Genomic DNA, 14432 nt, shown 5'->3' on the forward strand with positions numbered 1-14432 from the left:
TGCTGCACTACAAATCTTTCATCTTACGTTTGATATCAAAATCCTCATCAATAACGATATTCTCAAGGTTTTGCAGACGCTGTTTAATATCTTCCAGCTCTTGCTGTAAACGCTGATTCTGCTCGGCATTTTCGGTGGCGAAGGCTTTCTGTTGTGCATAACCATCGATGAATTTAAAGATGATAAGACCGACGATGATGAGGACAATGACTTCGACTAATACCATGATGTGTACCTATTGGGCGCAGAGCTGAGTCTCTGTAATCAGTGTAGTCCTGATGTTGCTGAATAAAAGCACAGTGGAGTCGTGCGGTGAGGAGCCAATGCCGTTAACGCAATAGGGTAGTGGCAAGCATGGCGGCTATTGCGATCAAATAGAGCGCACAGACTTGTGCTATTAGCCTCAATTTTGGTGCTAAAAAGACGTTACATTAAATACTTGTTATCAATCAGTTAAATTTTGATGTTATCCATAAGGAAATCGATAATGGTATTGCGTAAAGGATTGCTGGTGTCTTTATTCAGCTTGGTGTGGCTCGGCGGATGTGGTGGTTCTGACGCTGATCCGCAGCAGGGGGAATTTGCATGTGCCCTCTATTGGACACCGACATTTAATGTGTTTGTGCATGATTCGCTTGATGAAAACATGTTGCTGTCAAATGCCACAGTGCTGTTGCAGATAGCGGGAAATGAGCAAGACGAAGCGGTCTACGGTGACTATATTGAAGCGGACGACAATGATGACAGCACCGCCACTGGTGCCTATTTTGCTTCAGCGTCAGTATACGGCAACCCGCTGAAGGTGGCGCTTGAGGTAACCGCTGAGGGCTATAACAGCGCGGTAGTTAAAGATCTCTCTTATGACATTGTGGGCGGCTCTTGTGCGCTGGCAAACAACTTTCAAATTGATGTGCATTTATGCCCGTTGAATACCAACTGTTTGTAATGCTGTTTAGCCATTGCTTGCGGGCGAGGTAAGCAGGCTGCTCACTGGCGTTGCGGTGTTTTAGGGGGGAGTAATTGTCGTCTCGCGGCATCACGCCAGCTTCGCCGTATCTATGAGCCCGCGGGTCTGCCATTAGGACAGCAACATCATTTAGCCAAAAAAATGGGGAATCAAACGATTCCCCGACCCTTTCGGCAATGCGGACACTAAGTTTTAGGGGATAAGCTCGGCCACAACCACTGACTTAGCTGGTAGTGAAAGCTCATCCAGGGAAGAACTGTAACGGGCAGGTTTGACCTGCGCAGGTTTATCAAAGCTGTTATGGGCATCCATCTTGTCGGCAGTGAGGATTTGACCTACAGCTTTAGCTGCTTTGACGCCTTTCAGCGCGAGTTTGACGCTGGCGGATTCTGTTGGATCCAAGTTCACCAGTGCCAGATAAAGTTTGCCATCGGTACCTTTGGCCACAGATGCCGTCACCGCCGGCACACTTTTACCATCTTCAGCGTATTTATCTGTCTTGATGGTAAATGGAATGCTGGTGGCATCTTGGAACACCTTGTACATGTCATACACATAGTAGGTGGGTGTCAGTACCATTTTCTCTTTGTCGGTGAGGATCATCGCCTGCAGCACGTTCACCATCTGCGCAATGCTGGTCATGCGCACGCGGTCTGCGTGTTCATGGAAGATGTTGAAGTTCACCGCCGCAACCACGGCATCTCGCATGGAGTTTTGTTGATAGAGGAAGCCTGGTTCACGGCCGGGCTCTGGGTTGTACCAAGTACCCCATTCATCAACATAGAAACCGAGCTTGCCGTCTGGATCGTTTTTGTCCAGTTTGGCCACGTTATCGGTTACATATTTTTCCATGCGATAGGTGCGTTCCATGGTGGTAAACCACTCATGTTGGCTGAAGTTCAGCGCATCACCTTTATCTTTCCACTCATCCTTTGGCAGGGTGTAGAAGTGGTAGCTGATACCATCCACCATCCGCAGCGGAATATGGCTGCTGAGCACATCAGTCCATTTGGTATCCGAGGTATCACCACCACTGGCGACCAGTTTTGGCATCTTGCCCGGTGGGGTTTTCAGGAAGGTGGCATATTGGCGATAAAGGTCTGAGTAATACTCAGGACGCATATTGCCACCACAGCCCCAGGCTTCGTTGCCGATACCAAAGTAGGCGATTTCAAACGGCTTATCACGGCCATTAGCACGGCGCTCGTTAGCCAGCGTGGAGTTCTTGTCGGAGGTCATATACTCCAACCACTCGGCCATCTCTTGTGGTGTGCCAGTGCCGAGGTTGCCGTTGATATAGGCTTCGGCACCCAGCAGTTCGACTAAGTCGAAGAATTCGTGCGTTCCCACGGCGTTAGTTTCTTCCACGCCGCCCCAGTGAGTATTCACTTTAACCGGACGTTTGTTCTTATCGCCTATGCCTTCACGCCAATGGTATTCGTCGGCAAAGCAGCCGCCGGGCCAACGCACTAACGGCACTTTGATCTCTTTCAGCGCCTTGATGACGTCGTTACGGAAACCTTTGGTGTTTGGAATACTGGAGTCTTTACCGACCCATAGACCACCGTATATCCCCCGGCCTAAATGTTCGGCAAACTGGCCATAGATATCACGATTAATCACAGGTCCTTGCTGAGTTGCATCTACCTTGATGCTTACCTGATGTGCTTGCGCAACAACCGGTAACATAGCGGCGACAGCAAATGCGAGTAACTTGGGCTTAAGGTAATTCATTACTTCGGCTCCTTGCGGTTACTGGATCCCTTCGGTGGTCATAATGATGCGCTTGATGGTGCCATCTTCGTTGTAGTGCAGTTCATCGACTGCCACTGAACGACGGAAGCGGCCACCACTTTCTTGACCATTTTGCGGAGGTACAGCACCTGTGTGGTAGATGAAGTAAGACTGACCTTTGAAGTCGATAATGGACTGGTGGTTAGTTTCACTATTACCGGCGATTTCGTTCAGAATGCCTTTGTATTCCCATGGGCCGTTAACGTTTTTGCTCATGGCGTAACAGATCTTTTCTGGGAACTCACACGCATATGAGTAGTAGTAGTTATCACCGTGTTTGTGCACCCAAGAGGCTTCGGTGTAATTCTTCAGATCCACGACTTTGATATCGCCGTCCAGTTCGGTCATGTTGTCTTTCAGCTTGACGTACTTAGGCACTAAGTTGCCGAAGAACATATACGCCTGACCGTCATCATCGATAAAGATAGCCGGGTCGATATCATCCCAATCATTAGGTGTTTGAGTTGTCATGTCATTGGTGAGCAGTGCATGACCAATGGCATCTTTAAATGGGCCTAACGGTGAGTCAGCCACGGCAACACCGATGGCAAACCCAGGGTGAGTATCGTCATGACGTACAGTCACAAAGAAGTAGTATTTGTCGTTACGTTTGATCATGTGCGCCGCCCATGCTTGGCCGGTTGCCCATTTGAAATCAATCGCTTTTAAGATGGGACCATGTGGGGTCCAGGTCTTCATGTCTTTAGTGGAGAATGCCAGCCAGTCGTGCATTTCAAAGAATACGTTATTGTTAGGCGCTTCATCATGGCCGGTGTAGAGGTAGACGGTATCGCCGTCAACCATCGCTGCGGGGTCAGCAGTGAAAACATCAGTAAACAGTGGGTTTTGAGCGTGAGCTGCAGTGCTGGCAAGCAGCGCGGAAGTCAGCAAAAAAGGTAATGTTTTACGCATCATTATTCCTTGGTTATGAATATGATTGCTGGCAGTGATGTCTGTAACTCCCCCGCATAACTGCTTAGCAAATGGTTTTTTGGTGTAAATATTATTGTAATACAATTATTGGGAAATACGCGCAAATGTCAACGGCTGTCGGCCGTGTTGGCGTGGTCAATATGGGTAACTGTGATCCTTTACACAGCTTGCTATACCTTTGCTTTAGAAAGCAAAAAAGCCATGCAACTTGGCATGGCTTTTTGGACTTACGACTAAAGTTTAGTTCATGCCTTCACGATATAGCAGCTGTACATCATCTGCACTAATCGCGTTGTCGAAGAACTGAACTTCATCGAGCATACCTTTGAACGGTGCATCCCAGTAGTTCACACCTAAGGCAAAGCCAGGTGATGCCGCATTACCGAAGATATTCGGGAAGCCAGTACCAGAGAACTGTTCTTCACCATTGATATAGATCTTCAGTGAGCCGCCATTGAGCACCATCACCAGATGTGACCATTCATTCACAGGAATTTGGCCGGTGGTACCAGCGTCATACCATGCTTGACCTGACCACACCATGGTGTTGCCACCTACCGCAGAGTTACCGTTAGGCAGGATGCTGATCCAGCTGTCATTGGAGGCATAACCAAACAGTGCTGGTGAGTACATCGCCAACTCTTCTGGATTCATCCACAGCGAGATACTGTAGGTGTTGTCATCCAGCAGGTTGTTTGGCAGTTGCACACCTGAGCTACCGTTTAGTACCAGTGCATCACCAACGGCGCCCGCTGCATAAGTCACGCTACCACCAGTGCTGCCAATCAGATTGCCAGTCACCGTACCTGCGGCAAAGTTACCCTGAGCATCTGACAAGTCGTCATTATCAAAGTTGTACTCAGCCAAAGGCGTAGGTGCTGCCATTGAGCGCACGGTTACCGAGAACTCTTTGGTGGCGCTGGCGCCAGCCAAAGTAATGGTCGCAGTTAATGTAACGGTTTGATCGCCTTGCGCTTCAGTTGGACGTGTTACGACACCGTCGTTCGACACAATTGAAGGGTTAGAGGAGATCCAGCTGACTTGTGATGCATATGGACCAGAAACACCCAGATCCATATTGTCGGTCACGGCCGTGGTATCGCCCAGATCCAGCTGATTCACTGCTGATTGCAGTAGTGCTGCCGCATCTAAGTGATCGATATCCAGTGCTTTAACTTCTTCAGCACTCAGGGCCGCATCATAGATCTTCAGCTCATCGATATCGCCATTAAATAGTGGGTCAGCAAACATGTTTGCACCCAGGGCGAAAGTACCGACGACGTTGGTGTAAAGATCTGGGAAACCAGCACGACTACCTGCTTCTTCGCCATTGATGTAGATATGGAATACACCATGATTGACGGAGTACGCCAAGTGAGTCCATTGACCCGCAGTAGCAGCGACGCCAGATTGACCATCAAACCAACTACCGTTGTTGTTACTCCACACCATGATGTTAGAGTCCCAAGCTTGTGGTACTAAGCTTGCCCAAGAGCTGTTAGTGGCGGCACCAAAGAATACCGGTGTATGAGTGGTAAAGGCATTACCTTTCATCCACAAAGATACTGTGTATTCGTTGCTATCAATAAGGCCGTCAGGCAGTTTAATGCCATAGGTGCCATCGAGTGCCAGCGCTTGTCCTTCCTGACCAGCGGCATAAGCAGCAGAGCCTTGAGCTTCTGCGAGACCTTGAGCTACATAAGTACCTTCATCTTTATGACCTAGGCTGTCAGTCAAACCACCTTCGAAGCTGTAGCTTGCAACGCGGTTGTATTCGTAGCGAGCCGGAACTACAACAGTGTATTCCTGAGTTATCGTTTCACCATTCAAGGTAATGGTGGCGGTCAGGGTCACTGTGGCATCGCCACTGCCTGGCGCTGGGCGTGCAACAATACCGTTAGCGCTGATCACTGATGGATCTGAAGATGACCATACGATGGTGGCATCTTGAGTCCCGGTGGTAACCAAGTCGAGGTTGGTTGTTGAGGTGCTTGGTAAGCTGATCGCTGCGGCAATGTTATTCATTGCTTCAGTGGTATCACTAACTGGCAGCTTAGAGCCCCAAACCGATGCGCCATCATCTGAGATCGCGGTAAAGATCGGTACCAATTTGCCAATATTATCGTTGTACTGCCACTCAACCACACCTTTATAAGTGCCTAAATCGTCGATTTCCAGCGTGATGTGGTGTTCATCATCCGTCTCATAACGACCGGTGTAGGCACCTGTGATATCACCACGATTGGTCCAAGTACGTTTTAGCGTGATGTAGCTTGAGCTGTGAACAGTGGTGTTGTTGTCGTTGCTTTGGTCAATAAATTGATAAGCCCCGGTGACATCCTGTTCATCCACCACGTTGTCGCCGCTGATTGGGGCATAACGATGTGGTGATGCCACTAACCAGCCGTCAGCATTCATGAACATTTCATGTACGCGTACTTCATGGCTTTCACCACGACCTGGGAAGCGGGTATGGAAGACTAAGTAATATTTGCCGGTTGCGGCATCATAGTAGGCTGAGTTGTGGCCTGGTGACATGTAACCGTGGTCAGTACCTGCATCACCGGTATTAGCATCAAACAGGAAACCGCCCATCAGTTTCACACCGTAATCCCCTAACAACTCCAGATTGTCTGGCCCGGCAACGGCAGCATTGACCATGTCGTGTCCGGCGGCATCCAAGTAAGGGCCATTAGGCGAGGTAGAACGGGCTACGCGAATGTTATAGCCACCTTCTTGGTTAAATCCAGCAAACGACATAAACATGTAGTAGTACTGAGTTTCTGGGCTATAGATAACATAAGAACCTTCTACCGGTTCATAGTTACCGCCAACCACATGGGTACCAAAGCCTTGATCAGGCAGTGGCTTGCCGGTGTCTGGATCCAACTGCAGTACAAAAATACCGCCAGAGTATGAACCATAGGTCATCCACAGACCGCCATCGGCGTCGTTGAATACCGCTGGGTCAATCGCGTTGGGATTGGTTGCGCCATCATAAGGTGCTGTAGCGCCAGCAGGAAGTTGGTCTTCTTCCCCGGCAACTTGACCAGATTTCAGGAAAATCCCTTCACTGGTATATGGGCCAGTAATGCTATCAGCCGTTGCGACACCTAAGTAAGAACGACGATAACAAGCAGTACCATCGTCACCGTCTCCGGAACAGTGATCAAAGAAGAAATGGTACTTGCCATCGTTCAGGATTTTAACATCAGGCGCCCAGGAGCCTACATTACCACCAACCCAATCAAGTCCTTCTTGGACTTGTGCAGCGTAGGAATCTTGGAACAGCGTGCTGCTGGCAACGCCGTCGCCAGAGAGTTGTTCCCAGTGCATAAGATCGGTGGATTTGGCATAGGCGAGGTGCGAGCCAAATACATAATAAGTCCCATCAGTATCTTTGATGATGGATGGGTCATGTACTGAAACATTTGAGTAACTTACCTCACCTTCAACGGTGGGATCGGCTACGGTAACGGGATCTGGAATTGCAAATGTGTTTGTGTCATCAGTACTGTGTTCACTGTCATTCCCCCCACAGGATGCCAGTGCTAGTACTATCCCCAACGACACGAGTGAGCGTTGAAATACCATAAGAATCAATCCTTTTGGTTAACCACTTGTTAGTTATTTTGTCTTAAGATGCCAATGGCCATTTTATATTACAATACGACAGTAGTATAAAAACAGTCATAAAAGTAGCAGTTTGTTAACCTAAGTTAAAACCCTTAGATGATTTTCTCTGTGGTTTTTGTGCAGTAGTTAACGAAGAAAATTAGGCAAATTAACAATTTCAGGCCTAATTAATACTTTAGTCGAATGATCGCTAACTTTCTTATATACTGCGCCGATACAAATTGTCACAAGTATCTGATTATATTTTTATTTATTATTTTATTCTGATACTTAGCGATCCTTGTATATTCAAAAAAACATATTGAAAAAAGTGCGATCTGGCTTGCGTAAATATGTGTTAATTAGTTGATCTCACATAAGTCATACAATATGATTTTATTTGACTGTTCGATCTATATTTTGGCTGTCTAGCGTTTGGGGAAATGTAAAGGCGTGAAATATGGATATTAAAGCCGAACGTTTCGTTGGTGTTCAGAGACGATCGGTAAATAAAAACTACCGGAGATGAAACAGATGTTTAAGCAAACATATCTGGCCAGCGCTATCTTTGTAGCCTTGACCAGCAATGCGCTATACGCTGCAGAGGATAATTTACCTGAAGCACAACAACAAACCGCTGCAACGGATCAGCAGCAACAAACTGATGACCAAGATATGGAAGTCATTCAGGTGGTGGGGATCCGCAGTAGTTTGAATAAATCCGTTAACCTCAAGCGCCAAAACGTGCAAGTGGTTGATGCTATTGTTGCCGAAGACGTCGGTAAATTCCCTGATAACAACGTAGTCGAAGCGTTGCAACGTGTTACTGGTGTGCAGGTTACTGACCGGGCATCAGGTGAAGTGAATACCGTAAGTATTCGTGGTCTGACCGACGTGACCACGACGGTAAACGGTCGTCAGATCTTTACTGCCGCTGGCCGTGAAGTTGCGATCGCGGACGTACCTGCAGCGCTGTTGGGGAGCGTTGAGGTGTTTAAAACACGTTCATCATCTCAAGTGGGCAGCGGTATTGCGGGTCAAATCGATATCCGTACTCACCGTCCATTTGATTTCGAAGGCAGCAAAGTCAGTGTCGCTGCGAAAGGGATCTATTCAGATCAGCCAGACAAAACCGATCCAGCCTTCAGTGCCTTAGCCAGTAATCGTTGGGATACCAGCATTGGTGAAGTGGGCGCGTTGTTAAACGTGTCTTACATTCGTACCAACTATAACGACCAAAGTGTTTCACCAGGCGCGTCACTGCCATACTCAGCTGAGAACGGCACTGAAATAAGCGATGCTTACTGGACCCGTGGTTTGGCGCACGGCATGGATACCACTTATGGGGCGACCACTTCTGATGGCTCACCTTATCTGTTGATGCGTGATGCGGTTTTCCAAAACACCAATAGCGGTGTGCGTAAGCGTCCTGCGGTTAACTTGTCATTGCAATGGGCGCCAAACGATACCTCTGAATATCTGTTTGAAGGCTTCTATAACGGTTATCGCAACGACAACTCCAATTCTATGTTGTTCAGTAACGTCAACAGTGCCACTAATTGGGACCAAGTTGTTGCCGATGGCATTGAATTATACGACGGCACTAACGTAGTTAAATCGCGCACCGCTTACAATGTGGGTGGCTTTAGCAGTGCTGACCATAGCCACAACTCAACCGACAGCTATGTGTTTGCTCTTGGCGGCAAGTGGGAGCTGGGCGACGTCACTCTGAAATCAGAAGTGGTGTATCAAACCAGTACCTACAAATCTAACTTCTTGGCCATGCGTGGTATCAGTGCCGACGGCGGTACTTTCTACGGTGTGAACATCGATTACAACGCATCCAGCGGTGGTGTGCCTAGCTGGGGCTATTTAGATGATCCAAGCACTGCCGATATCGATGAATCTGATATTACCCAATTGGGCTTGTGGCAGACGGCTGAGCTTTATGACAGCGGCACCAAAGATGAAGGTGACTCTGTTGCCTGGACACTGGACGGTGATTACTACTTAGACTGGGGTATCTTCACCCAGATGAAGTTTGGTGTGCGTCTGGAAAATCGTGGTGCACAACATAGTCTGTATGATGCGGGTTCTCTGGCGCAAAACATTGCGTATACCGATCTCGATCCAGACATGTTCACAACGGTATCTGGCTTCTATGAAGGCCGTGGTGATGTGCCAACTGCCTGGGTTCTGCCTGATGGCAACTACTTGAATTCGCATCGCAGTGATATTGAAGAGTTATACGGCGCTGATCCTGAACTGTTAGCCATGTATAAGAACTACGACATCACTGAAAAATCTTATGCGGCTTACGTGCAAAGTGATTTTGAAACTGAGCTATTTGGTAAGCGCGTCGATGGTCAAATCGGTCTGCGCTATGAAAAAGCCAAAGCGGATATGGACTTCTGGGAACGTAAGAAGCTGGATGCGACTGCCGAAGATGGTTCTAACTACTATCTTGACCAAACCTCTGGTGAGAACAGCAGCTCTAAGCTGATGCCAAGCCTGATGGTGCGTTACTGGTTAACCGACGACTTAGTCGCACGTATGGCTTACTCTGAAACCATTCGTCGTCCAGCGTTTGGTGATTTCAGTACCGCAGTTGGTTACACCGAAGACTTAACCGATCTTGGTTTCGGTCAAGCCTCTAGTGGTAACCCTAATCTGAAACCGACCACGTCTAAGAACTACGACTTCTCCTTGGAGTATTACTTTGGTTCAGGCTCGTCACTGTACGGCACTTACTTCCGTCGTGACATCAATGGCTTCGTATTTAGCTCATCACGGATGATTTCACGTGAAGTTGACGGTGAAACGCGCAACTATATTCTGAGCCAACCAGCAAATACCTCTAACGGTAAGCTGACCGGTTATGAAGTCGGGACTATCTACTTCCCAGAAAATCTGCCTAGCTACTTAGATGGTTTGGGTGGACAGCTGAGTGCAACATTCCTTGATTCTGAGCAGGATATTCCGGAGTTTGATGCCGACACTGGTGAACAAATCGGTTCTACAACCCGTGAACTGTTTGGGGTTTCTAAGAAGTCTTACAGTGCGGTGCTGATTTACGACAAAGAAGTGTTCAGTACTCGTCTGTCATACACTTGGCGTGATAAGTTCCTTAACAGCTACGATGCCGCCAGCTTTGCAATGCCACGCGGTATCTATCGTAAGCCTGAGCAGAGCTTAGATTTCCAAATGAGCTATAACGTGACCGATGATCTGGTGTTAACCTTCGATGCGACCAACATCTTAGACGACATCTATCAAGAGTATTATGAAGATTCGACCTTGTTTAACAGAACGAACAACATCTATACCCGTACGTTCGCGTTAGGCATGCGTTACAGCTTCTAATAGCGTCTGTTCTACTGCTAAAAGCCCTGAGCTATGCTCGGGGCTTTTTGTTTGTCTGGCAGCCGTTACATCTTGGCGCTAGCTCTTTATTTTGCCAGTGCCGTAGGTAAGCACGGCATTCACGAGTAGGCGTTGTGAAGCACTGCATCATGGTTCCTTTAGGCGATAACTTCCCTCCGATATAACTGAGCAACTGACGCACTTCTGTGGCTGCGCGCTACGCCCATGATATTCCCTAGTCATCTGCATCAGCCTTAAATGCGGCCTGTTTGGCACCGTTGAGAATCTAGTCGTGTAGACGCTATTTAACTTAATAATTTAAATTTGTTACATGTATGCATTTTAAATTACAACATTGATGTAATTATTAATTAACATTTTAGCTGTTTTAATGACGCGAAAGTGTTATTCATCTGTTAAATATGATCGCTCTGTGGCGTATTTTTAACATTCACGACAGTATTGCATTCGCTTGCTGTAATTCTTTAATAATCATTATGTTATATGATTTTTAAAATTCGCTATGAATAAATTAAAATAAAAGTGAGAGCTAGGATCGATATTGGCCAATCCTTATTGGATACAGATTGACACTCAATTGGTCATACAATATGATTTTTGTGACTGAAGTTTCTTTTGTTTAATTACAATTACAATTTCGTGATTTTTTAACGAAGCAACAAAAGAATTCTCAGGGAAAGTTTAAGAGATACCGGTAGTCTTAGTTGGGTGTCGAAAAAGGCTTGCCGGTATTGATATAAAAACTACCGGAGATAAATGAGATGTTTAAGCAAACTACATTGGCGAGCGCTATTTTTTTAGCCATCACCAGTCAAGCAGTTTACGCTGTTGAAGATGCTACTCCACCTGCTGATACAGCTACTCAACAAGCTACAGCCGACGATATGGAAGTGATTCAAGTCGTTGGTATCCGCAGCAGTCTTAACAAATCTGTTAACCTCAAGCGCCAAAACGTGCAAGTGGTTGACGCCATCGTTGCCGAAGATATCGGTAAGTTCCCTGACAATAACGTGGTTGAAGCACTACAACGTGTGACCGGTGTTCAGGTAACAGACCGTGCCTCTGGCGAAGTGAACACAGTAAGTATTCGTGGTTTGACTGACGTTACCACTACAGTGAATGGTCGTAAGATGTTTACTGCAGCGGGTCAACAAGTCGCCGTTGCGGATATTCCCGCCTCGCTGCTTGAAAGTGTTGAAGTGTTCAAAACCCGTAGTGCAAGCCAACTAGCGAGTGGCCTTGCCGGACAGATTGATATCCGTACTCACCGCCCATTTAACTTTGAAGGTTCAAAAGTGGTGGTCAACGCGCGTGGTGTTTACTCTGACCAAGCGGAAAAAACCGATCCGTCATTAAGTGCTTTGCTGAGCAACCGTTGGGACACCTCTATCGGTGAAGTCGGCGCATTGCTGAACGTGTCTTACACCGAAGCGCATTACCGTGACCAAAACGTGACGGCGGGTGCGGTTGTGCCGTTTTACGCTGGTACCGCTGGTGAAAATGGTTTTGGTACTCAGTTTGAGCGTATGTTCTCTGGCTGGCCGATGGGTTTAGACAATGGTGTGCCATTCCAACTGGGCGCCAATGGTGAGCTACCAACGTTTGATTTGACCGATGGTGACGGCAACGTCTATCAGCAAGGTGTGCCTTATATCCTGTCGCGTGACGCGGTATTCCAAAACGACTTCACCGGTAAGCGTGAACGTCCAGCGGTTAACCTGTCATTGCAATGGGCACCTAACGATACCTCTGAATATCTGTTTGAAGCCTTCTACAACGGTTATCGTAACGAAAGCTTTAACTCTATGTTGTTCAGCTACACCGACTGGTGGGGCAATCTGGATTACGATGCACCAATGGAATTCTACGATGGCACTAACGTCGTAAAATCTCGCGTTGTAGGCAGTCCTGCTGCTTGGAGTTCTGGTGACTATTCTAAATCCAGCACCGACAGCTATGTATTTGCGTTGGGCGGTAAATGGGATATCTCATCTGATCTGCAGTTGAAATCAGAATTGGTTTATCAAACCAGTAAATACAAAACTGACTTCATCGCCATGCGTTCTAACGCCATTGGTTTGCCTAATGTCGCGGTTAATTACAACGACGGCAACGGTATTCCAAGCTGGGCGATTGTGGAAGATGATTACACCACACAAGTTGATCTGACTCAGAGCCAATGGAACTACGGCACCTTGTATGACAACGGTGGCGAAGATGAAGGCGATTCTATTCAGTTCACCTTAGACGGCGACTACTACTTAGACTTCGGCATTCTGACCAAAGCTAAGTTTGGTGTGCGCTATGAAAACCGTGGTGCTACGACTAAGACTCGCGGTGTTGATAACTCTAACTACGTCAACCATGACGGTGAACAGCTGAGTTCTGATATCGCGTACGCTAACCCATACTTCTTTGATGGTGAAGGCGATGTGCCAACAAGCTGGATTGTGCCACATGGCCCAAGCCTGTATGCAAACCGCGACTACTATCGTGAGTTCTATGGCCTGCCAGCTGATGAACTAGCGCTGCGTAAAGTGTTCGATATTACTGAGAAAACTTACGAAGCCTATGTACAGTCTGATTATGAAACTGAGCTGTTTGGCAAGCGTATTGATGGTCAAATCGGTGTACGTTATACCCGCACCGAAAATGATCTGAAGTTTATGCGCTATGAAAGCGATGAAGCGGCTAACATTCTGACGGCAACTGATACTGGTAGTGGCAGCAATGACAAGTTCCTGCCTAACTTTATCGCACGTCTGTGGCTGACCGATGATTTAGTGGCGCGTTTTGCTTATACCCAAACCTTGCGCCAACCTGAGTTCAATCAGTTGAACCCTAACGTGGTTTACACCAAAAACCTGTCAGGTGGTTCAAACCAAACTGATACTCGTGGTAACGCCAGTGGTGGTAACCCAGATCTGAAACCGGTTGAGTCTAAAAACTATGACCTGTCGTTAGAGTACTACTTCGGTAACGGTAGCTCTATCTATGGTACTTGGTTCCGCCGCGACATTAACGGCTTTACCTATGACTCACTGACGCTAGAACGTGATCACGTTGAGCCGGGTGAAACTGAAGCTTACGACTATATTGTTAGCCGCCCAGGTAACACCTCTAACGGTAAACTGGAAGGTTACGAGTTGGGTGCGGTGTACTTCCCAGAAGGTCTGCCAAGCTGGTTAGATGGTATCGGTACTCAGTTGAGTGCTACCTTCTTGGATTCATCACAAGACATTCCACAGTTCAACACTGAAACTGGTGAGCTGATTGGTTACAACACCCGTGACATGTTCGGTGTATCTGACAAGTCATACAGTGCTGTGCTGATTTACGATAAAGACACCTTCAGTGCGCGTCTGTCTTATGTATGGCGTGATGACTTCTTGGCTGGTTATGACGGTACTACCTTCGCAAGCCCACGTGGTATCTACCGCAAGCCTGAGCAAAGCTTAGATATGTCACTGAGCTATAACGTGACTGATGACTTTGTTGTCACCTTTGACGCTACCAACCTGACCAATGAGTTGTATCAGTCATACTATGAGTACTCTGATATGTACAACTATGGCACGAGTCTATACAGCCGTACGTTCTCTCTTGGTGTACGTTACAGCTTCTAAGGCATTGGCCCATTTGTCATAAAGAGAGAGCCTTCGGGCTCTCTTTTTTTATTGCGCTGGCAATAAAACCTAGATGGACAAGCTAACAACACACAATTCCCGCCATACCTGCT

At 47.3% G+C, this 14432-nt stretch carries 7 protein-coding genes; 3 read left to right on the plus strand and 4 right to left on the minus strand.

Translation table 11 applies throughout. The features are described from left to right. Nucleotides 1-7: 7 nt before the first annotated feature. Nucleotides 8-226: a hypothetical protein gene (locus HR45_RS00870; protein ID WP_037438767.1), complete on the minus strand. Its 219-nt coding sequence runs from the start codon at nucleotides 224-226 to the stop codon at nucleotides 8-10. Nucleotides 227-487: 261 nt separating this feature from the next. Here HR45_RS00870 and HR45_RS00875 point away from each other — a divergent pair, with 261 nt between their 5' ends. Next, nucleotides 488-946, plus strand: a complete 459-nt coding sequence (locus tag HR45_RS00875) for a hypothetical protein (protein ID WP_037438768.1) — start codon at nucleotides 488-490, stop codon at nucleotides 944-946. 213 nt (nucleotides 947-1159) lie between these two features. Here HR45_RS00875 and HR45_RS00880 read toward each other — a convergent pair whose 3' ends face one another. The 3 genes from HR45_RS00880 to HR45_RS00890 form a co-directional block, all read right to left on the minus strand. Next, the gene (locus tag HR45_RS00880; protein WP_037438770.1) at nucleotides 1160-2701 is read right to left on the minus strand and encodes an alpha-N-arabinofuranosidase; all 1542 of its coding nucleotides are present in this window, start codon (nucleotides 2699-2701) and stop codon (nucleotides 1160-1162) included. A gap of 18 nt (nucleotides 2702-2719) precedes the next feature. Then, the gene (locus tag HR45_RS00885; protein ID WP_037438772.1) at nucleotides 2720-3673 is read right to left on the minus strand and encodes a glycoside hydrolase family 43 protein; all 954 of its coding nucleotides are present in this window, start codon (nucleotides 3671-3673) and stop codon (nucleotides 2720-2722) included. 261 nt (nucleotides 3674-3934) lie between these two features. Beyond that, nucleotides 3935-7288 carry a LamG-like jellyroll fold domain-containing protein gene (locus HR45_RS00890; protein ID WP_037438775.1) on the minus strand — a complete coding sequence of 1118 codons (3354 nt, stop codon included), beginning with the start codon at nucleotides 7286-7288 and terminating at the stop codon, nucleotides 3935-3937. Nucleotides 7289-7843: 555 nt separating this feature from the next. Here HR45_RS00890 and HR45_RS00895 point away from each other — a divergent pair. Continuing rightward, nucleotides 7844-10672 carry a TonB-dependent receptor gene (locus tag HR45_RS00895; RefSeq protein ID WP_037438776.1) on the plus strand — a complete coding sequence of 943 codons (2829 nt, stop codon included), beginning with the start codon at nucleotides 7844-7846 and terminating at the stop codon, nucleotides 10670-10672. Nucleotides 10673-11454: 782 nt separating this feature from the next. Further along, nucleotides 11455-14319 carry a TonB-dependent receptor gene (locus tag HR45_RS00900; protein ID WP_037438778.1) on the plus strand — a complete coding sequence of 955 codons (2865 nt, stop codon included), beginning with the start codon at nucleotides 11455-11457 and terminating at the stop codon, nucleotides 14317-14319. Nucleotides 14320-14432 lie beyond the last annotated feature (113 nt).

The sequence above is a fragment of the Shewanella mangrovi genome (genome assembly GCF_000753795.1).
GTDB classification, from domain to species: domain Bacteria; phylum Pseudomonadota; class Gammaproteobacteria; order Enterobacterales; family Shewanellaceae; genus Shewanella; species Shewanella mangrovi.